Raw genomic sequence first — 20,703 nt, 5'->3', positions numbered from 1 at the left:
CCATGACTATCCTGTTTCGGGCCACGGGCGATATTGGTCCGAACCGCCCCAATCCGGCGCAATGTTTCGCGCCATCGGCCCCGCTGCTGCAAAAGGCCGACATCACCTTCGGCCAATTGGAATGCGTAATTTCCGACAGGGGCTTTCGCCTGCCGCAGGTGCGCCACACCCATCGCGCCATCCCCGCCGCCGCACAGGCGATTGCCGAGGCAGGCTATGACGTGATCTCCTTTGCGGGCAATCACTGCATGGACTGGGGGCCGGAAGGGCTGGATGACACGGTGGCCCATCTGGGCGCGGCGGGTCTGGATGTGGTCGGCGTCGGGCAAAATATCGCGCAGGCGCGCCGCCCCGTCATCCGCAAGGTAAACGGCGTGCGCGTGGCCTTTCTGGCCGCCTGCTCGATCCTGCCGCCTGGCTTCTGGGCCGAGGAGCGCCGCGCCGGATGTATGCCGATGCGCGCTCACACGCTGTATGAGCAAATCGAGATCGATCAGCCCGGCACCCCGGCCCGCATCCACACTTATGCCCATGCCGATGATCTGGCCGCGTTTCTGGCCGACATTCGCGCAGCAAAGGCGCAGGCCGATGTGGTGGTCGCATCGCTGCATTGGGGCATCCATTTCGTGCCCGCCACCATCGCCGATTATCAGTTCGAAGTGGGCCGCGCAGTCATCGATGCCGGGGCCGACATCATCCTTGGCCACCATGCCCATATCCTGAAAGGCGTGGACATCTATCGCGGCCGGCCGATCTTCTACAGTCTGGGCAATTTCGCCATCGACCTGCCGATGACGCGCGAACATGCGCAATCCAAAGGCTTTAAGGAGATCCAGAAACTGGCTCCCGAATGGCAGCCTAATTTCGAGAGCATGTATAACTTCCCGCCCGATTCCCGCATGACGATGATCGTGGAATGCGATCTGACGCGCGAAGGCATCGCCCGGACCGCCTTTCGCCCCGCCTTCATCAATGATGATGCGCAGGCCGAACCTCTGCCCGCCGATGATCCGCGCTTCGGCAAAGTGCTGGCCTATATGCGCTGGTGCAATGAAGAAGCGGGGCTGAACGCCACCTATGAGGCGCAGGGCGACACCATTGTTGTTGGGTGAACAAAGCGCCAAACCTGTCACGGCGTTCATATAAGCTCAGCTTCTATCCATATTGCAAAGAATGTTTTACGCAGAAAGACGATAGAATGCAGGGCAAATAGCCCAAAAATGCGGCAAAAATGTCACCTTGTACGCCTTTTTCCGCTTGCGGCCTGATTCCTTGGTTACAATCCATGTTTTGTTGGTTGTCCTGCGGGACAATCGGGGTCTAGGGGGGAGCCACGGTCGCTAGCCGCCCCCCGGCGAACGACCGAATAAACATAAATTTCTTCGCCAAGTGAATGAGGACATTCCTATGACCCACTTCCGCCAAGCCCTTCTGGCTGGCGTCGGCTCCGCATTGGCGGTGGTCGTCAGCACCCCCGCATGGGCCGCAGACCAGAACAACGGCGACATCGTCGTGACCGGCACCCGCGCCCAGAACCGCACCAAGCTGGACTCCGTCGCCCCCGTCGACGTCCTGTCGCTTGACAGCCTTTCGCGTCAGGGTTCGACCGAACTGGGCGCTTCGCTGGCCGCTGTTGCGCCCTCGATCGACTTCCCGCGCCCTGCTGGCACCGATGGCACGGACTCGATCCGCCCGGCCACGCTGCGCGGCCTGTCGCCCGATCAGGCGCTGGTGCTGATTAACGGCGTGCGCGGTCATGCCTCGGCGCTGCTCAACGTAAACGGCTCGGTGGGTCGTGGTTCGGCGGCTGTCGATCTCAACACAATCCCCACGCTGGCCCTTTCGCAGGTCGAAGTTCTGCGCGATGGCGCATCGGCGCAATATGGCTCGGACGCGATTGCGGGCGTCATCAACCTGCGCCTGCGCGAAGCCAGCCATGGCGGCGGCGCGACCGCTTCCTATGGCCAGTATGACACGCAGTTCAACGGCGCGCGTTCGTCGCGTCACATCTCGGACGGCGGCACGCTGACGCTGGGCGCATGGCAGGGCTTTAAGCTGGGCAACAATGGCGGCTTCCTGACCGTTACGGGCGAATATCTGGATCGCGGCCTGACGGGCCGTTCGGATCTGGATACGCGCTACAGCCCCAACACCGTGCGTTCGCGCATCGGCGATCCCAAGGTTCTGCAGGGCACCGGCTATATCAACGCCGCGCTGCCGATTGGCGACACCAACTGGACCGCGTTTGCCTTTGGCGGCTATCAGTTCCGCGACAGCACCAGCTCGGCCTTTGCCCGCGAACCCAGCAACGTGAACAACGTTCTGGCGATCTATCCCGACGGCTTCCTGCCCCAGATCAAGGTTCTCTCGAAGGACCTGACGATCACGGCGGGCGTGCGCGGCCAGATGGGCGAATGGAACGCTACGATCAAGGCTTCCTATGGGCGCAACCGTCTGGACTATCGCACCCAGAACTCGCTGAACTCGACCTATGGCGCGGCTTCGCAGACCAGCTTCTATGACGGCGCGCTGATCTATGATCAGGCTCTGGGCGGCATGGATCTGTCCAAGCTCTACAAGCTGGGCGGCACGGATCTGAACGTGGCGTGGGGCGTGGAAGTGCGCCGCGAAGGCTATCGCATCATCGCGGGCGAGCCGACCTCGTACAACCGCGCATCGGGCGCTTCAAGCAGCCTGACCAGCGGCGCGCAGGGCTTCATCGGCTTCCAGGCGGGCAATGCTCTGAAGGCCAGCCGCATCAGCAACGCGATCTATCTGGATCTCGAAGCCAAGCTGCCCAGCATCTTCACCTTTGGCGGTGCGGTGCGCGGCGAGCACTATTCCGACTTCGGCGACATCGCCACCGGCAAGTTCTCGGCCCGCGCCGATCTGGCCGACTGGTTCGCGCTGCGCGGCACGGTTTCGACCGGCTTCCGTGCGCCTTCGCTGCAACAGCAGTATTTCACCTCGACCGCTTCGGTCCTGACCACCACGGGCACGCCCCCGGTCTCGACCATCGTGGAAACCGGCACCTTCCCGTCGAGCAGCGCGATTGCGCGTTCGCTGGGCGGACAGGCTCTGCGTCCGGAAAAGTCGGTGAACTATTCGGCGGGCGCGGTGTTCCGCAAGGGCGGGTTTGACCTGACCATCGACGGGTACATCATCAAGATCCGCGACCAGCTTGGCCTGTCGGAAAACATCACCCTGTCGGCTGCCGATCAGGTGACCTATGCGGTTCAGGCCGCCCGCTTCTTCATCAACGGTCTGCACACCACGACCAAGGGTGTGGACATCGTGGGCCATTACAAGCTGCGCACCGCATCGGTGGGCACGTTTGACCTGACGGCGGCTGCCAACATCAACAAGATCACCGTTGACAGCTATCCCACCTCGTCCACGGCTACGCTGTTTGCGCGTCAGCGCATCCTGACGATCACCGAAGGCACGCCGGGCGAAAAGCTCGTCGGTTCGGTCGACTGGTCGTTTGACAAGCTGGGCGCGACGGCCCGTGCGTCCTACTATGGCAATGTGATCCAGCCCGCTTCGACCGCCGCCGGCGATCTGAGCACCGGCCGCAAGACGATCATCGATCTGGAAGCGCGCTACAAGCTGATCGAAAAGGCGACCCTGTCGGTGGGTGCGAACAATGTGTTCGACATCTATCCGCGCCAGACGCCCGCCAATCTGCTGGCCACCAATGGCGGCGTGGCGTTCCCCTACTATGCGCCGTGGGGCTTCAACGGTCGCTATCTCTATGCCAAGCTGAGCCTGAACTGGTAATCAGCGGTCAAGGAAGCGCCCCGTCCAATCGGCGGGGCGCTTTTTTGTGCCCGCACCATACGCGATCCATAAAAACGGGCCCGGCATCGCTGCCAGACCCGCCAGACAGGCGAAATTGTAAAGCGCTCAGCCCTGATAGGCCCTTTCGCGCAGCGGCCTTTCGCTCGGTTCGACCTCCAGCACCACTTCACGAAAGCCCCGGTCGCCCATTTCGACCGCCAGCACCCAGGCCGAAAAGCCCGAACCCCCGCCATAGACCGCCTCGCGCAACCAGCAGTCATGGCTGATATAACCGATCACCCGGCCATAGCGATCCACCGCCGCAATGGCCGAGGGATCATGCGGATTGCCCGGTTCAAGCTGCAACGTGATCGGCATACCCTCGGTCAGGCTGTTGACCGCCTCGCGATGCTGATCCTCGCCCACCAGACCGATCATATAGGCATTGGGATTGCCGATGCTGGGCACCATGCCCAGATTGGGCTTGTCGCCGGGCAGCACTTCCTCTTCCTCGTCATCATCGAAGATCGAGCCGCGCAGGAATTCTTCCGAAATCGTGGCGGGAGCAGGCGTAGGCGCATAAACAGGCGCGGGCGGGGCCATTTCAAAGGCGGCCACCGGAGCGGTCTCGGCGACGGGCGCATCATAAGCGGGCGTTTCGGGCGCGATCGTCTTGCCCGGTTCCATGGGCTGGCCTTGCGCCATGCGGACCATGTTGCCGAAAAAACGCTTCAAGAAACTGAACATGCTGATCCCTTTGCCTTCACACGATGGCGAGCGTGGCGTTTATCCGCCGCCGCAAACTCCATCGCCGCAATCCCATTCAGACGCGCGCCTAGGGCCATAAGGGCCATCAAGGCAAGGTAAACTATGCATATACGCGGTATCGCCCGCGACCATACCGGACCTTTGCAAAATGCAATGAGCCGGCCTTGAGCAATGCGGCGAAGATAGAACCAAACCCTCATGGGCTTGCCTTAACCGTGCGATAACCAAGTCGTTCTATCGACAGTTCGGTAAATTGTCGCATGGTAGGGAAATGGGCGCGCATACTATAGGCATCGCATCGTCGGCTTCGGCCCGGTCGATGTTCGACATTGCTTTCGAAGTTGCCGCGATCGGCATGGCGCTGGTCGACCCGGACGGTCGCCTGCTGGCCGTGAACAGCGCCTTTGCCCGGATGCTGGGCTATGATCAGGCCGAGATCACCGATGTCGATTTCCGCGCAATCACCCATCCCGAAGACATCGATGCCGATGAGGCGCAATTCCGCCGTGTTCTGGCCGGCGAAATCGATACATACAGCATGGAAAAGCGCTATTACCGCAAGGACCGCAGCATCGCCTATGGCGTGCTGAGCGTGGCTACGATGCGCGACGGGGATGGCAAGGCCCAGCTCTTCGTCTCGCAGATCGTTGACATCAGCGAACGCAAACTGGCCGAACATGCGCTGGCCCAGGCCAATGCCAAACTCTCCCTGGCCATGGGGATGATGGATTGCGGGATCTGGCAATATGACATTGCCACACGCCGCTTTACCCCTTCGCAGCATTTCATCGAACTGGTGGGCGGCCATCAGGCCACAGCGCAGAACTATTTCAAACTCGCCAGTCTGGTCGATGCATCAGACCGGCGTGCGGCCAGCCTGCGGCCCTTGCTCTCTGGCGCGGTGGATCGCAGCGTCACCGAATATCGCATCCGCATCCATGATGGCTCAGTGCGCTGGTTCCGTTGCCACCGGCAAATGCTGCTGGACGACAATGGTCGCCCCGAACAGGTGATCGGCAGCGTGATCGACATCACTGAAGAACGCGCGCAGGTTGTGCATCTGGAGAAGAAGGCATCTACCGATGCCTTGACCGGATTGCTGAACCGTCGCGGCATGAAGCGCTATGTCAAAACCATTCCGGCGGCAGATCTGAGCACGGTCGGGATCATCATGCTCGATCTGGACCATTTCAAACAGGCCAATGACGCCTATGGCCATGCTGCGGGCGACGCCATTCTGGTCGAAGCCGCCGGGCGTCTGCGCCAACTGGTGCGCAACAATGATGCGGTGGTGCGCCTTGGCGGCGATGAATTTGCGGTGATCCTGCGCAACACCGATGGTGCCGATGCGCGCCGCGCCGTGGACCGGGTGCTGCGCGCCATGATGGAAACCTATGGCTATCGCGGCCAGATCATCCGCATCGGCGCCAGCGCGGGGCTGGCCATCGGTTCAGAGCGCGACCACAGCGTGGGCGACATTGTCACCCGCGCCGATGCCGCGCTCTATCTTGCCAAACAACAGGGCCGCAATACCTGGAGATGGGCGGCCTAGACCGAGCTTGAGGCTTGCGCCTCAGGCCCGGTCCGGGGTGGCGCTGACCAGAGTGACCTGCCCCGGCTCGATGGGGTCATCATCGCCAGGCTCGCGCGGGGTGATCAGGCGGGCCAGACGCGGACGCAGCCGCATTTCCAGACTGTCGATCAATTCATAAACCACCGGCACCATCACCAGCGAGAGCATCGTCGAGCTGATCAGCCCGCCGATGACCGCAATCGCCATGGGCTGACGAAAGGTCGAACCCTCGCCAAGGCCCAAAGCCGTGGGCAGCATGCCCGCAGCCATGGCCACCGTGGTCATCACGATGGGGCGTGCACGCTCGCGGCAGGCGTTCATGATCGCCTCGCGCTGGGGCTGGCCCGCGCGCTCGTCCTCAATGGCGAATTCGACCAGCAGGATCGAATTCTTCGCCGCCAGACCCAGCAGCATCAGCATCCCGATCAGCACCGGCAGCGTGATGGCAATGCCCGTGACCTTGAGCGCCACAAAAGCCCCCAGCATGGTCAAAGGCAGGGCCGAAAGGATCGTGATCGGCTTGAAGAAGCTGTGGAACAACATCACCAGCACGAAATAGATCATCAAAATGCCCGAGGCCATCGCCCCTACGATCCCACCGAACAGGTCGGCCATGGCCTCGCTGTCGCCGGTCTTGGCCTCATGCACGCCTGCGGGCAGGTGCTTCATCGCGTCCAGCTTGGACACTTCATTCAGCGCCTGACCGATGGTGGTGCCGTTAAGGTCGGCCTGAACCGAGACGCGGCGTTCGCGGTCATAGCGCTGGATCTGGCCCGGCCCGGAGGCGATCGACAATTCGGCCACCGTGCGCAGCGGCGTCATCTTGCCATTGAGCGTGGGAACCTGAAGATTGCCGATCTGGTCCAGATCGACCCGCGCATCATGGGGCAGACGCACGCGGATCGACAAGCGTTGCTGGAGCGTCGAGAATTTGGCGACATTGGCGTCGATATCGCCGATCGTGGCGATACGGGCCACCTGCGCAATGGCTTGCGAGGACACGTTCAACCGCGCCGCCGCATCGGGCAGAGGGCGAATGATCAGTTCAGGCGCCGATGGCGGCGGCGCGGGGCGCGGGTCAAGCGTGGTCTTCATGCCCCGCATCTCGCGCAGCAACGCGGCCTGCGCGCGGGCCAGCGCATCGCCGTCGCGGCCCGCCAGCACCACCTCGACGCCCGCCGCGCCAAAGCCACCCTGATTGTTCAGCCGCACTTCCGGAATCTGGCGCAACAGGCCGGTGATCGAGCGCTGGAACGCATCGGTGGTCATCGAACGGTCGTGCTTGAGCACCACGGTCAGCGTGCCGGTCTGCAGATCCGATCCGCTGCCGCCGCCGCCCGGCCCGCTGGTGGTGGTCGAACCGACCTGGGCAAAGACGCGCTGGACATCGGGCATCTTGCGCAGCCGCGCGGTCACATCACGCACGGCATTGTCCATCGTATCATGGGTGGCGCCCGCAGTGCCTTGCATCGAGAGGTAGAAATAGCCCGGATCGCCGGTCGGCTGAAAACCGATGGGGATCGTGGCCGCAATCGCCAGCGCGCCCACGAACACGCCGATGCCGATACCCACCGTCGATTTAGGATTGGCCAGCGCCCAGTCCAAAACCTTGGGATAGGCCCCGCGCAACCGGTGGGGCGGCTCGCTGTGGGTCGACGGCTTAAGGAAATAGGCCGCCATCAAGGGCGTGACAAAGCGCGCCACCAGCAACGAGAAGAACACCGCCACCGCCACGGTCAACCCGAATTCGCGGAAGAACTGGCCCGATTGGCCGCCCATGAACGAAACCGGCGCAAAGACCACGATGATCGTGGCCGTGGTCGCCACCACCGCAAGGCCAATCGCGTCCGCCCCGATCAGCGAGGCACGATAGGGCGAAGCACCGCCCTCAATGCGTTTCTGGATATTCTCGATTTCCACGATGGCATCATCGACCAGAATGCCGATCACCAAAGTCAGACCCAGCAGCGTGATGATATTCAGGCTGAAACCGAACAGGATCATCGCGCCAAAGGTTGGCACCAGCGACAGCGGCATGGCCAGCGCGGCAATCACTGTGGCGCGCCAGTCGCGCAGGAACAGAAACACCACCAGCGCCGCCAGCAGCATGCCCTCGATCAGCACATGGACGGTGGCCTGATAGGAGGCGCGCGTATCGGCCACGGTCGAAACGACCTTGGTGATGGCAATGCCTTTGTTTTCCGCACTCAGCCTGGCAATCGCGCGGTCCACGCCGTCCTCGACCGAAACGTCGCTTGCCGCCGTGGTCTTGCTGACCTGAAAGGCGATGGCCGGGTGGCCGTCGAGGCGGGCAAAACCGCGCTCTTCGGCATGGCTGTCGGTGATCGTGGCCAGATCGCCAAGGCGGACATATTGCGTGGCGCTGATCGGGATGTTCAATTCGCGCAGGCGATCCACCGTGGCCGATGAGCCCAGCACGCGGATCGTCTGTTCACGTCCGCCCGCCTCGGCGCGGCCGCCGCTGTCGTCGCGGTGGAATTGCGCCAGAGCGGTGCTGATCGAGGAGGCCGTCACGCCATGGGCCGTCATCCGGTCGGGGTCGAGATTGACGTTGATTTCGCGCGCCACCCCGCCGATGCGCTTGACCTGCGCCACGCCGCGCTGGGCCTGAAGCGCGCGGGCTACAGTGTCATCGACAAACCATGACAGGTCGACCGCGCTCATCCCCGGTGCGCTGACCGCATAGGTCAGGATCGGGGCCGAGGACATATCGACGCGCTGCACGCTGGGCGCGTCAATGCCCTGCGGCAGGACGGGGCGGGTGCGCTCCACAGCGGTACGCACATCCTCGACCGCCTTTTGCATGTCGGTGCCGATTTCAAACTCGGCGCTGGTGGAGGAAGATCCCAGCCGCACGGTCGAACTGGTATGGCGCAGGCCCGCAATGCCGGTCAGCGCATCCTCGATGGGGCGCGTGATCTGCTGCTCCATTTCGCTGGGCGCGGCGCCGCTTTGCGTAACGGTGACCGAAACCACCGGAAATTCGACATTGGGAAAGCGCTTGACCGGCAGCATCATATAAGACGCAATACCTGCCAGCGTCAGCGCGATCATGATGACCGCCACGGGAATGGGATGGCGGATCGCCCATGCGGAAATCTTCATGGAATCAACGCCCCTTCTGGACCGGCTGGACCTTTTCGCCGTCCAGCACAAAGTCCTGCGATCCGGTCAGCACGCGCGCGCCTGCCGCCGGGCCCTGGGTCAATTCGATCATGCCGCCGCCGCGCGCGCCGGTTTTGACGGCAACGCGGCGCACCTTGTCGCCCGCTTCGATCACCGTGACCGAGGCGCCGTTGCCATCATAGGACACCGAGGATTCCGGCACGGCCAGCACCGGCATCGGCTTTCCGGCCAGTTCGGCGCGAGCATAGCCGCCGGGACGGATCTCGCGGTCCACCGGCAAAAGAATGCGCGCGCGGCCAAGGCGCGTCTGCGCATCGACCTGTGCGGCCACAAGGCGCACTGTGCCATCGACCCAGCGGCCCGAGGCGAGGCGCACCCGCGCATGATCGCCTGCATGGATGCCGCTCAGCACTTCCTCGGGGATTTCCGCGTCCAGTTCAGCGCGGTCATCGCGCGCCATGGTGAACATCACGGTTGAGGGCGAGGCGACATCGCCGGGGCGAACCGTGCGTGTCAGGATGCGGCCCGAAACCGGCGCGCGCACCACCATCAGCCCTTGCTTGACCAATTGCGCGGACAATTGCGCCTGCGACTGATCGACCTGCGCATGGGCGGTGCGGGCGGCAAGGCGGCGCTGGGCGATGGCTTCGTCGGACAGGACGCCGGTGTGGTCGAGTACATTGACGCGCGAGGATTCCTGATCGGCCTTATCGGCAGCCACGCGGGTCTGCGCCAGCGCAGCGCGGCTTTGCGCGATATCGGCGCGCAGCAAGGTGGCGTCGAGTTCGGCCAAAGGCTGACCCGCCCGCACCAGCGCATCCTGATCCACCAGCACGCGCGCCACCAGATAGCCCGAAAGCTGGCTGGAAACAGCCGCTTCCTCACGCGCGACAAGGCGACCATTGACATTGATCCCCGCCCCCAGAGGCTGGCGCGTGACCGTGGCGAAAGGCACCGCGCGGGGCGTGTCGGCGCCGGGCGGCGGGGCCTCAGACTTGCTGCATGCGGCCAGTGCCAGAAAGCAAGGCGCGATGAGGGCGACGAGGACAAGCGGACGGGCGTTCATGGCTTTTGATCCGGGAAAGAAGTCACAGGATGGTTCGGGTCGAGCGGAGTCCAGCCCCCGCCCAGCGCTTTGAAAACATTGACGCCGTCGCTCAGCGTCGTGGCGCGCAGGGCCGAGAGCGAGGTGCGCGCATTGCGCCATGTGCGCTCGGCGGTCAGCAATGCGGTCAGATCGACCACGCCCGCACGATAGCCGGCATTCTGGCCGTCAAAGGCATGATGCGCGCGCGCCTCCGCCTCGATCAGCAGGCCAAGGCGGGCGCGGTCGGCGCCATAAGTGGCCAATTGGTTCTGGGCCTCGCCAAAGCCGGATTGGACGGCCTTTTCATAGGCGATGGCGGCCTGTTCGGCCCGCGCGCGCTGCGCCCGCCTTTCGCCCAGCAGCCGCGCGCGGTCAAACACCGGCATGGCCACCCCGGCGGCCAGAGACCACAGCGAGGTGGTATAGCCCGCAGGTCCGGCAATCGCGCTGATGCTGGTGGTGCCTTGCAGCGTGAATTTGGGCAGGAGTGCAAGCGAATCAAGCCGCAGCGTGCCCATCGCCGAACGCAGCCGCGCCTCGGCCTGCATCACATCGGGGCGGCGCATCAGCAGCGTGGCGGGCGTAGCCTCGGGCACTTCGGGCGGGGCGCCCAGCGCGCCATCGACCGCCAACGTTTCGGGAGCCGCCCCTGCACGCCCGATCAGGACGAGCAAGGTCTGACGCGAGACGGAAAGCTGCGCCTCAAGCTGAGCCACATTGGCCTGCGCGGTCGCGCGGTCGGCCAGCAGGCTGTCGGCATCAACCTGCGATCCGATACCCGCCTTGGCCTTGCGCTGGCCGATATCGGCCAGTTCGCGCGCCACACGCAGATTGTCGCGCGCCTCGGCCAGTTGCAGCGAGAGGCCCCGCGCCTGAAACAGGTTGGTGGCCACCTGCGCGGTCAGGCTTTGCAGCGCCGCGTGATAGGTAAAGGTGGCAGCGGTCAGATCGGCATCGGCGGCCTGACGCGCGGCATCGCGGCGACCGAACAGGTCCACCTCCCACGAGGGCGAAAAACTGCCCGCGCTGGTGGTGGTGGCGCCGGTAGGGGTCATCACAAAGGCCCCGCTGCTCAGTCCGCTGATCGTGGTCTGGCCGCGCGTGATCGAGCCCGAGGCATTGCCCTGAACATCATAGGCCAGCAAAGCCTTGGACCGGGTCGCCCTCGCCTCGTCCAGCACCGCCAGCGCCGAGCGCGCGTCGGGCGCATGGGCCAGCGCCTCATCCTCCAGCGCGGCAAGCTGATCGTCGGAAAACAGCAGCCACCAGCGGTCGAGCCCCTCTGCGCTCGTCGCATGAGCCTCTGGGGCGGCGGCGAATCGCTGGGGCAGCGTCAGGTTGGGCCGGGACACCGAAGTCGCGCTGCAACCGGCCAGCAGGGCCAGCACAGGCAGCGTCATCGGCAGCGTCAGGAAGGATGGAATACGTCGCATCATGGCGCCGCTTATGCCAGCGCACGCGCGCCTTGCGGGTCAGGACTTCGCAAGTGAAGTGTAAGGTTTGTGTAAATCGGGCGGGACAAGCGCGATGCAAACCGTCAAAAGCAAAGCCGCATGGAAACACCCGCCTTCAACATCCTGCTGGTCGATGATGACGCCGCCCTCACCCAGATGCTGGCCGAGTATCTGGAGGGCGAAGGCTTTGCCTGCCGCGCGGTGCATAATGTGGCGGGCGGGCGCGAGGCGGCGCTCTCGGGCCATTATGACGCGGTGATCCTGGACGTGATGCTGCCGGGCGGCAATGGCATCGACCTGTTGCGCCATATTCGGGGCACCAGCGATGTGCCCGTCATCATGCTGACCGCGAAAAGCAACGATACCGAGCGGGTGATCGGGCTGGAGCTGGGCGCGGATGATTATGTGGCCAAGCCCTATTTCCCGCCCGAACTGGTGGCGCGGCTGCGCGCGGTGCTGCGCCGCCCCGCGCGGCGGGCGGCCAATGGCGACCATCTGCGGCTGGGTGCGCTAACGCTGGATGCAGCGCGGCGCTGGGCCGGGTGGGAAGGCATGGCGCTGGAATTGACGGCGACCGAGTTCAACCTGCTCGAAATCCTGATCCGCGCGGGCGAGCGGGTTTCGACCAAGGACGAACTCTCGCTGCGCCTGCTCGGGCGGCGGCGGGAAAGTTATGACCGCTCGATCGACGTGCATATTTCCAACCTGCGGCAAAAGCTGGAGCGGGCCAGCGGCGATGTCTTACGCATCGCCACCTTGCGCGGGATCGGCTGGCGGCTGGAGCAGGCGGCATGAAGGGGCGGCTGTTCTGGAAGATCTTCACCGCCTTTTGCCTCGTCTTCTTTGCGCAACTGGCAGGTTTGTGGACGCTGCTGCTCGTTCTGGAGCGCAACCATCCCTATTGGGCGGATAATCTGGAACGCTATGCCGCGCCCCGGCTGGAGCAAATGGCCGCCGCGATCATCGCACATCAGGGACCGCAGGCGATCCCGGCGGGCCTGCTGAGCGGACCGGCGACCTCGCTGGTGATTACGCCGGTTGGGGCGCCCTCTCCGCCCGGCGTGCGCGCCATCACCAGCCAGGCGACCGCGCCCGATGGCCAACGCTGGCGTATTTTCTATCGCCTGCCGCAAAGGTTCGACAAGGATCACTTTGTCCCGCCTTTGATTTTTTACATCAGCGGGATTGTCTCGGGCCTGATTTTTGCCGCCACTTTGGGGCTCTATCTCTCGCTGCCGATCCGAGCGCTGCGTGAGGGGCTCGACCGGTTTTCCCGTGGCGATCTGGGGGTGCGTCTGGCCTCGCGGATGGGGCGACGGCGTGATGAGATCGCCGATCTGGCACGCGATTTCGACGGCATGGCCGAAAAGGTCGAGCAACTGGTGCTCTCGCGCAGCCAGTTGATCGACGACATGTCGCATGAATTGCGCTCGCCGCTGGCCCGGCTGCAACTGGCCATCGCGCTGGCGCGGCAAAAGCCGGAAGGGGCAGTGACGGCGCTGGACCGGATCGAGCAGGAAGCGCGGCGGCTCGACGCCATGGCCGGCAGCCTGCTCACCCTCTCGCGGCTGGAAAGCGCGAGCGCCAGCCCGGAGCATTTCGTCCATCTGCGCGCGTTGATCGAGGATATTCTGGCCGATGTCCGCTTTGAAAGCGAGGCCAAGAATGTACGCATCGACCTGTCGCGCCATGCCAGCATGCCCGAAGGTTTCCATGCCGATGTGACGGGGGATGCCGAATTGCTGCGGCGGGCGTTTGAAAATGTCCTGCGCAATGCGCTGCGCTTTTCGCCGGGCGGGTCCGTGATCGGCGTTACCCTGTCGGAGGAACCCGAGCGGATTGTCGTCACCATCGAGGACGAAGGCCCCGGCGTGGCCCCCGACCAGATCGCCCGCCTGTTCGAACCCTTTCACCGGGGCGAGGGCGAGACGGGCGGATTTGGCCTCGGCCTTGCCATCGCGCAGCGGGCGGTGATCGTGCATGAGGGCACGATTGAGGCAGAAAACCGCGCGCAAGGGGGCCTGCGGGTGCGCATCACCCTGCCCGCGCGATGGGAGGAAGCCGCAGCGCTCAGTTAATAGAGGCATGGCGCAATCCCTTATTTGTGCTGTCATGCACCAATGTTACTCTGGCACCACAAGAGGATGGATTGAACGGCGAATCGAATTACCTGCAACCTTGATCCTTTTTTCAGGAGGTCATCATGCGCATGGGTCGAACAGCCTTCTCCATTCTGCTTTCACTTGCATCCGCTCCGGCGGTCGCGGCGGATAAACTGCCAGCCTTGCATGCCGATGCGGCGCGCGTCTCCGTCTCGGGCCTGTCCTCGGGCGCATTTATGGCGGTGCAATATGACGTCGCCTTTTCCTCCAGCGTGATCGGCGTCGGCGTGGTTGCAGGGGGCCCGTATAATTGCGCCTGGGTCAACCTTGGCGGCATCATCACTTGTATGCAGGGATCGCCCAGCGGCATTGCCTCCTATGGCGCGGCCAGCAGTTTTGCCGCGCTGGGCACGGTCGATCCGGTATCCAATATCGCCAAGCAGAAAGTCTATCTGTTCAGCGGCACCAGGGACATCGTGGTCAAGCAAAGCGCAATGAACGCGGTGCGCGACTTTTATGTGGCCGCGCGCGTGCCCGCAGCCAACCTGCGCTATGTCCATGATACGCCTGCGGGCCATGCGTTCCTGTCGGGCAATTTCGGCAGCCTATGCGGGGCCAATGCCGCACCCTATGTCAATGAATGCAAGGTGGGCGCGAAAATTTATGACCAGCCCGGCGCGATCCTCTCGCATATCTATGGCGCCTTGCGCCCCAAATCGGCCACGCTTTCGGCCCAACCTATCCCCTTTGACCAGAGCGAGTTCACCGGCGCCGTCGGCAGCGGCATGGCGTCCACCGGCTATGTCTATGTGCCCGCCCCCTGCCGCGATGGTGGAGCCCCCTGCGCGGTGCATGTCGTGTTTCACGGCTGTCTGCAAAGCGCCGATCTGGTGGGCGATGCGGTCTATAACCGGCTGGGCTATAACGCCTGGGCCGACGCCAATCGCATCATCACGCTCTATCCCCAGGTCAACAAGAGCACTTTTCCATCCAATCCGCAGGGCTGCTGGGACTGGTGGGGCTATAGCGGGTTGAATTTTCAGACGCAGAGCGGGGCGCAATTGTCGGTCATCCGCGCCATGGTTCAGCGCTTGACCAGTTAAACATAACCCTTTGAAATTGGCGCGCCCGACAGGGTTCGAACCTGTGACCCCAAGCTTAGAAGGCTCGTGCTCTATCCAGCTGAGCTACGGGCGCGCATGTCATCAACGGGTGGATCGCCGCCCGACGCCCCCCCCATAGCGACAATGGTCGCATTGCGCAAAGGTGGATCGCAGCCTTATGCTCCACCTTGTACCTTTACTATAAAAAACATATAAAATCAAAGGTGTATAAAGATCATAAAATCACCTTATGTGACAATCCCTGTCACGGGATCGGAACAGAATTGTCAAAATCCGTCCCTAGCCCCCCGCTCGAGTTCTGACCAAACAACGGGGCATATCCATGACGTCTGTATTCACCGCGCGCCGCGCCATGCGGAGCGCGCGCTTTGCCTTGCTCTGCTCGGCCTTCTTCATCCCGATGGCCACGCAGGCCGCCGAAGCCAATCCCGCACCCGATGCCGCCGCCGATGATGGCCAGTCCATCGTGGTGCAGGGCGCGCGCCCGATTGCCGAATCCGAAGCCGCCGCGCTCAAGGTTCAGCAATTGTCCGATTCGCTGGTGACCGTGGCGGCCTCGGACGCGGTGGGCCGTCTGCCCGATCAGAACATCGCGCAGGCCGCAGGCCGCCTGCCGGGCGTGGCGGTGGAGCGCGATCAGGGGCAGGCGCGCTACATCAGCTTGCGCGGCGGGCCCAAGAACTGGACCACGCTTTCCTTCGACGGCATCAATGTGGTCAGCCCCGAAGGGCGCGACAGCCGGTTTGACTCGGTGCCCTCGGCGATTGCGGGCAAAATCATCATCAATAAGGCCGTGACCCCCGAAATGCCGGGCGAAACCGTGTCGGGCAACGTCAATGTCGTCACGCGCTCGGCCTTCGATTTCGACGGCCTGCACGCCAATGGCAAACTGGGCTATGGCCAGCAGGAATATGGCGGCCGGCCGGAATATGAAGGCTCGCTGGTCCTGTCCGACCGGTTCAAGGTGGGCGAAGGCGAATTGGGCGTGCTGCTTTCGGGCAGCTATTACCAGCGCGACATGGTGACCGACAATTTCGAAAATGACTGGGAAAACGTCACGCAGGACGCCCGCCCCGGCAATGCCAACCGCATCTGGGTGGCCGAAAGCGAAAACAAGCTCTATCGCCTGACGCGCAAGAACTGGTCGGTTTCGGGGCGGTTTGATTACAAACCCAACGAGCGCAATACGATCTCTTTCCGCAGCATCTACACCATTTTCAGCGATGACGAAGCGCGCGACAATTACCGCTTCGACATGGATGACAAGCAGTCCTCGCTGAGCAACGCCACGGCGGCCTGCGACACGTCGGTCAAGACCTCCTACGCCACCTCGGCCTATGCCGACATCTGCTCGGGCAACACGCCCACGCGCGGCACGATCTATGGCATCGACATCCGCCAGCGTTCGACCCTGCGCGCCTATCGCCAGTCGATCTTCACCAACACGCTGGAAGGCAGCCACGAATTCGACGGTGGCTGGAAACTGAACTGGGCGGGCAATTATACGGAGAGCAAGGACGACCGCTCGGTCGTGGGCGAAGCGACATGGGACAGCCCCAGCACGCTGACCGCGCGCCCGACGGTGACCTATGACTACACCAATCCCAATATCTCGACGCTGAACCTTTACACCACCAACAGCTCGGGCGGCCTGCTCTCGGCGGGCACGCGCGTGACCGATATCGACACGTTCACCAAGCCCGCCTCATCCTTCACCCTGCTCGACGCCGTCGACATGACGCGCGCCTATACCGGCCGCGCGGTGCTGTCCAAACAGACCGAGTTTCTGGGCGGCAACCTGACGCTGAAAGCCGGGTTCCAGTATGACCAGCGCACCAAGACCGCCAATGAAATGCAGATCTCGGTTTCCGGCACCTCGAATCTCGCCGCGCTGGGCCTTGCCAATTACAGCAGCTTCCTGAGCGACCAGCCTTTCATGGGCAAGATCGCGATGGGCTATACGTTCCATTATTTCGACACGGCCAAGATGCGCGAAGCATCAAACAAGGCGCGCCAGCTTTATGCCCGCACACCCGTGACCGACAACAATTACCGCGTGCGCGAGCAGGTCTACGCCGGGTTCCTGATGGGTACCCTGCGCTACGACTGGGGCAGCATCCTTGCCGGTGTCCGCCTTGAAAACATCGTCAACAGCGGCCACGCGGTGGGCACGATCACCAGCGGCACAGGTGTGACCAGCACCCGCGATCTCGACGCCAAATCCAGCCACCTGCTGGCCTTCCCCAGCCTGCATGTGAATTACAACGTCGATCAGACCAAAAAACTGCGCCTTTCCTTCACCACCGGGGCCGCGCGCGCCGATTATGACCAGATGCGCCCCAACGTGGTCATCAACGACAGCGACCGCCGCATCTCGGGCGGCAATCCCGCCATCAAGCCCGAGCGGGCCTATGGCGTGGACGCCTATTTCGAATGGTATATGCGCCCCAGCGGCTTCCTGATGGCGGGCCTGTATTACAAGAAGGTCGAGAACGTCCTCTACACCTCGGTGCGCACCTATGGTTCGGATTCGCTCAACAGCGGCGGGGTGGACCGTTCGGACTACACCTTCTCGGGCATCAACAATGCGGGCACGGGCCATCTGATGGGTCTGGAAGTCGCGTTTCAGCAGAGCCTTGAGCCATGGACGCAAAAGGCGGGCCTGCCCGACTGGATGGGCGGCTTTGGCATCAACGCCAATATGATGCTGAACGACAGTTCGGTGACCAAGGCGGCCTATGGCGCCTATGCCGCGCGCAAGGTGCGCCTGCCCAACACCTCGGACATGGTCTATAACCTTGGCGGCTATTACGAAAAATATGGCCTGACGCTGCGCCTGCAATATCAGTATCGCTCGAAATGGCTCGACGCCATCGGCGATGATCTCTCGGCGGGCGGCGACAGCTACTGGGCGGCGGACGATGAAATGGACTTCTCGGCGCGCTATCAGATCAACAAGCGTCTCTCGATCTATTTCGACGCCTCGAACCTGCTCAACCAGCCGGGTCGCCGTTTTGTCGATCCCAGCGGCCTGATCAACGCCAGCGGCGGTTCGGCCACCTTCAGCCAGAATTACACCACCGAATGGGAACGTTTCGGCCGCCGGTTCACCGGGGGCGTGCGCTTCAACTTCTGATGACGGGTCAGGGTTGATGAACCAAAGGGCGCTCCATGCGGGGCGCCCTTTTTCTTGCGCAAATGCAATATTGCAGGTTAGCTTGGCGCCATGAGCCAATCCCCCCTCTTCCGCATCGAAGGCAGCGCAGGCGCGCGCCGCCATTTCCGCTATTTCGACTATGTGATGGCGGCCTTCGTCACCATCCTGCTGCTCTCGAACCTGATCGGGGCGGGCAAGCGCGCGGTGGTGGACCTGCCCTTCATCGGCCCATGGCCGTTCGGCGCGGGCGTGATGTTCTTTCCCATCAGCTATATCATCGGCGACGTGCTGACCGAGGTCTACGGCTATGCCAACGCACGCCGCTGCATCTGGGTCGGCTTCTGGGCGCTGCTGTTCATGGTGTTCATGAGCCTGGTCGTCGTCGCCCTGCCGCCGGACGCAGGATGGACCGGACAGGCCGCCTATGAAAGCGTCTTCGGACAAACCCCGCGCATCGTCTTTGCTTCGGTCGCGGCCTTCTGGGCGGGGGAGTTCGTCAATTCCTTCGTGCTGGCCAAGATGAAAATCATGACCAACGGCTCGAAATTGTGGACCCGCACCATCGGCTCCACCATCTTTGGTCAGGCGGTGGACAGCGCCCTGTTCTACCCCCTCGCCTTCTACGCCGCCGATGGCTGGACCGGGGCGCAGGTCATGCAGGTGGCATGGACCCAATGGGCCATCAAGGTCGGCTGGGAAGTGATCCTGACGCCGGCTACCTACTGGGTGGTGGGCTTTTTGAAAAAGCGCGAAGGCGTGGAGGTGTTCGATACCGATACGTCATTCTCGCCTTTTGCAAAGGCGGCGGAGGTTTAAGGGTTCGGCCTCCGGCGGGCAAAGGGACTTGTCCCTTTGCAATCCCATTACTGGAGTGCGCCAGATTTGCGATCAAGCGCTATTCCGCGAAGCGGTTTAAAAGCCTGCGGCGCTGCGAAGTTGCGCCGGGGGTGAAATAACGCACAACGCAGACAGTATCGGGATTGCAAAGGGCCCCCGCCCTTTGCCCGCCGGAGGCAAACCTTCCCCCCTCATCAATCCGCAATCAACGCAATCGCCAGATAGACAAGGAACAGCGACCCGAACCCAAGGATCGCCCCCAACGCGAAGGCAACACGCACCAGCGTCACATCCAGGCCGAAATAGGCCGAAATCCCCGAACAGACGCCGAAGATCTTCTTGTTGCGGCGGTCGAGCATGAAACCGTTGGTGGGGCGGATGGGATCGTAATTGGTCATGGGTTTTCTCCTTGCGGGCGAGGCTGGTCGGTTGCCCCCGCCTATGCCGGATGAGTTGCATGGCCCGTGCCAATTGCCGAAAACGCCGGAAATCAGCCCTTCGCCCAAAACCTCGCATGGTGCAAAATCCCAAGCTTTCGCATTTTTCGCCAAGGCTGGCATGGGTCGCGCAATCCGGCTACAGCGCGGCCCATGGCGCTTGATCGCATCCGTCTGGGCTGGTTCCGCAACCACCGCGCCACCGCGCTGGAGGGGACGGGCAAGTTCAACCTTTTGGTGGGCGAGAATGGCGCGGGCAAAACCAATATACTTGAGGCCATCTCGCTTTTCGCGCCCGGTCGCGGCCTGCGCCGGGCCGCCCTGCCCGATATGGCGGGGCAGGCGGGCGATGGCGCCTTTGCGGTGTCTGCGGACCTGCTGCGCGATGGCGCAGGCGTGCGATTGGGCACCGGCACCGCGCCCGACAAGCCGGGCCGCCGCATTGTCCGCGTCAATGGCGCGGATGCCAGCGCGCTTTCGCTGTCCGAATGGCTGGGCCTGTTCTGGCTGACCCCGGCGATGGACCGGTTGTTTATGGATTCGCCGGGCGGGCGGCGGCGGTTTATCGATCGTCTGGCGCTGGCGCTGGACCCGGCCCATGCCGCCCACGCCGCCCGCACCGAGGCCGCGATCCGCGAGCGCAACCGTCTGCTTTCAGCCCCGCAGGAGCCTGATGCCCGCTGGCTCGACGCCATCGAAGTACAGATTGCCGAGGCGGGCGGAGCGCTGGCGTTCGGGCGGGCGCGACTGATCGAGGCGTTGAACGCCAAGCTCGAAACGCTGCCCCCCTCTCCCTTTGCGCGCCCCGCGCTGACCTATCAGGCGGGCGGGCCGATTGACGCGAGCGGGTTGGCGCAGGCACTGCGCGACCAACGCCGTCGCGACCGCGCGGCCCAGCGCACGCTGACCGGGCCGCATCGCGATGACCTTGGCGTGACCATGGCAGCCAAGAATCAGGCCGCCGCCGAATGTTCAACCGGCGAGCAAAAGGCGATGCTGATCGCCATCACGCTGGCCCATGCCGAGATGGGGGGCACGGATCGCCCGCGCCTGCTTCTGCTCGATGAGGTCGCGGCCCATCTCGACCCGATCCGGCGGGGCGCGCTGTTCGAAAGGCTGGAGGCGGGCGCGGCCCAGGTTTGGATGACCGGCACGGAACTCGCGCCCTTTGAAGCGCTGAACGGCAAGGCGGCCTGCTGGTGGGTGGCCGAGGGCAGTGTTTCAAAAGAATAGGGCG

Annotated in this window: 14 protein-coding genes and 1 tRNA gene; 9 read left to right on the top strand and 6 right to left on the bottom strand. The window is 63.4% G+C overall.

Translation table 11 applies throughout. The features are described from left to right. Positions 1–2 precede the first annotated feature (2 nt). Positions 3–1,112, top strand: a complete 1,110-nt coding sequence (locus FHW96_RS13960) for a CapA family protein (protein WP_172341186.1) — start codon at positions 3–5, stop codon at positions 1,110–1,112. Between the two features lie 295 nt (positions 1,113–1,407). Further along, positions 1,408–3,780 (top strand): TonB-dependent siderophore receptor, encoded by a 2,373-nt coding sequence (locus FHW96_RS13955; RefSeq protein ID WP_172341185.1) that lies wholly within the window; start codon positions 1,408–1,410, stop codon positions 3,778–3,780. A 126-nt stretch (positions 3,781–3,906) separates the two neighbouring features. Here FHW96_RS13955 and FHW96_RS13950 read toward each other — a convergent pair whose 3' ends face one another. Continuing rightward, on the bottom strand, positions 3,907–4,527 hold the full coding sequence (locus FHW96_RS13950; protein ID WP_172341184.1) for an HIRAN domain-containing protein: 621 nt from the start codon (positions 4,525–4,527) through the stop codon (positions 3,907–3,909). A gap of 292 nt (positions 4,528–4,819) precedes the next feature. Between FHW96_RS13950 and FHW96_RS13945 the strand changes: the two genes are divergently transcribed. Next, complete coding sequence (locus FHW96_RS13945; RefSeq protein ID WP_172341183.1) at positions 4,820–6,100, top strand: diguanylate cyclase; 1,281 nt, start codon at positions 4,820–4,822, stop codon at positions 6,098–6,100. 21 nt (positions 6,101–6,121) lie between these two features. Here FHW96_RS13945 and FHW96_RS13940 read toward each other — a convergent pair whose 3' ends face one another. The 3 genes from FHW96_RS13940 to FHW96_RS13930 are packed head-to-tail and all read right to left on the bottom strand — an operon-like array spanning position 6,122 to position 11,791. Continuing rightward, positions 6,122–9,247: an efflux RND transporter permease subunit gene (locus tag FHW96_RS13940; protein ID WP_172341182.1), complete on the bottom strand. Its 3,126-nt coding sequence runs from the start codon at positions 9,245–9,247 to the stop codon at positions 6,122–6,124. 4 nt (positions 9,248–9,251) lie between these two features. Continuing rightward, complete coding sequence (locus FHW96_RS13935) at positions 9,252–10,334, bottom strand: efflux RND transporter periplasmic adaptor subunit (protein ID WP_172341181.1); 1,083 nt, start codon at positions 10,332–10,334, stop codon at positions 9,252–9,254. Next, a complete protein-coding gene (locus FHW96_RS13930; protein ID WP_172341180.1) occupies positions 10,331–11,791 on the bottom strand; it encodes an efflux transporter outer membrane subunit in 1,461 nt (486 codons plus the stop codon). The genes FHW96_RS13935 and FHW96_RS13930 overlap by 4 nt, the downstream gene beginning before the upstream one ends. Positions 11,792–11,908: 117 nt before the next feature. Between FHW96_RS13930 and FHW96_RS13925 the strand changes: the two genes are divergently transcribed. The 3 genes from FHW96_RS13925 (at position 11,909) to FHW96_RS13915 (ending at position 15,014) form a co-directional block, all read left to right on the top strand. Beyond that, the gene (locus FHW96_RS13925) at positions 11,909–12,604 is read left to right on the top strand and encodes a response regulator transcription factor (protein ID WP_172341179.1); all 696 of its coding nucleotides are present in this window, start codon (positions 11,909–11,911) and stop codon (positions 12,602–12,604) included. Beyond that, complete coding sequence (locus FHW96_RS13920) at positions 12,601–13,887, top strand: ATP-binding protein (RefSeq protein ID WP_172341178.1); 1,287 nt, start codon at positions 12,601–12,603, stop codon at positions 13,885–13,887. The genes FHW96_RS13925 and FHW96_RS13920 overlap by 4 nt, the downstream gene beginning before the upstream one ends. A gap of 125 nt (positions 13,888–14,012) precedes the next feature. Then, positions 14,013–15,014: a PHB depolymerase family esterase gene (locus tag FHW96_RS13915; protein ID WP_172341177.1), complete on the top strand. Its 1,002-nt coding sequence runs from the start codon at positions 14,013–14,015 to the stop codon at positions 15,012–15,014. A 17-nt stretch (positions 15,015–15,031) separates the two neighbouring features. Here FHW96_RS13915 and FHW96_RS13910 read toward each other — a convergent pair. After that, positions 15,032–15,108 (bottom strand) — tRNA-Arg (locus FHW96_RS13910). A gap of 249 nt (positions 15,109–15,357) precedes the next feature. Between FHW96_RS13910 and FHW96_RS13905 the strand changes: the two genes are divergently transcribed. Further along, entirely contained in the window at positions 15,358–18,171 is a 2,814-nt protein-coding gene (locus FHW96_RS13905) for a TonB-dependent receptor (protein ID WP_253950955.1), read from the top strand. 90 nt (positions 18,172–18,261) lie between these two features. Beyond that, positions 18,262–19,008, top strand: coding sequence for a queuosine precursor transporter (locus tag FHW96_RS13900; RefSeq protein WP_172341176.1), 747 nt, complete (start codon positions 18,262–18,264; stop codon positions 19,006–19,008). Between the two features lie 215 nt (positions 19,009–19,223). On the opposite strand, the gene FHW96_RS13895 is transcribed toward FHW96_RS13900, so the two are convergent. Further along, positions 19,224–19,427, bottom strand: coding sequence for a PspC domain-containing protein (locus tag FHW96_RS13895; RefSeq protein WP_172341175.1), 204 nt, complete (start codon positions 19,425–19,427; stop codon positions 19,224–19,226). A 192-nt stretch (positions 19,428–19,619) separates the two neighbouring features. Between FHW96_RS13895 and recF the strand changes: the two genes are divergently transcribed. Further along, positions 19,620–20,699, top strand: coding sequence for a DNA replication/repair protein RecF (recF, locus tag FHW96_RS13890; RefSeq protein ID WP_172341174.1), 1,080 nt, complete (start codon positions 19,620–19,622; stop codon positions 20,697–20,699). The last annotated feature ends 4 nt before the right edge of the window (positions 20,700–20,703 follow it).

This window comes from Novosphingobium sp. SG751A (assembly GCF_013149295.1).
GTDB lineage: Bacteria > Pseudomonadota > Alphaproteobacteria > Sphingomonadales > Sphingomonadaceae > Novosphingobium.
The sequence above is the reverse complement of the archived record's forward strand: the minus strand, read 5'-3'. Positions and strand labels throughout refer to the sequence as shown.

Coding starts and splice junctions, on each gene's coding strand:
- FHW96_RS13925 (WP_172341179.1), top strand. CDS start 11,909: ATGGAAACACCCGCCTTCAACATCCTGCTGGTCGATGATGACGCCGCC.
- FHW96_RS13915 (WP_172341177.1), top strand. CDS start 14,013: ATGCGCATGGGTCGAACAGCCTTCTCCATTCTGCTTTCACTTGCATCC.
- FHW96_RS13935 (WP_172341181.1), bottom strand. CDS start 10,334: ATGAACGCCCGTCCGCTTGTCCTCGTCGCCCTCATCGCGCCTTGCTTT.
- FHW96_RS13945 (WP_172341183.1), top strand. CDS start 4,820: ATGGGCGCGCATACTATAGGCATCGCATCGTCGGCTTCGGCCCGGTCG.
- FHW96_RS13920 (WP_172341178.1), top strand. CDS start 12,601: ATGAAGGGGCGGCTGTTCTGGAAGATCTTCACCGCCTTTTGCCTCGTC.
- recF (WP_172341174.1), top strand. CDS start 19,620: ATGGCGCTTGATCGCATCCGTCTGGGCTGGTTCCGCAACCACCGCGCC.
- FHW96_RS13895 (WP_172341175.1), bottom strand. CDS start 19,427: ATGACCAATTACGATCCCATCCGCCCCACCAACGGTTTCATGCTCGAC.
- FHW96_RS13900 (WP_172341176.1), top strand. CDS start 18,262: ATGAGCCAATCCCCCCTCTTCCGCATCGAAGGCAGCGCAGGCGCGCGC.
- FHW96_RS13905 (WP_253950955.1), top strand. CDS start 15,358: ATGACGTCTGTATTCACCGCGCGCCGCGCCATGCGGAGCGCGCGCTTT.
- FHW96_RS13950 (WP_172341184.1), bottom strand. CDS start 4,527: ATGTTCAGTTTCTTGAAGCGTTTTTTCGGCAACATGGTCCGCATGGCG.
- FHW96_RS13960 (WP_172341186.1), top strand. CDS start 3: ATGACTATCCTGTTTCGGGCCACGGGCGATATTGGTCCGAACCGCCCC.
- FHW96_RS13955 (WP_172341185.1), top strand. CDS start 1,408: ATGACCCACTTCCGCCAAGCCCTTCTGGCTGGCGTCGGCTCCGCATTG.
- FHW96_RS13940 (WP_172341182.1), bottom strand. CDS start 9,247: ATGAAGATTTCCGCATGGGCGATCCGCCATCCCATTCCCGTGGCGGTC.
- FHW96_RS13930 (WP_172341180.1), bottom strand. CDS start 11,791: ATGATGCGACGTATTCCATCCTTCCTGACGCTGCCGATGACGCTGCCT.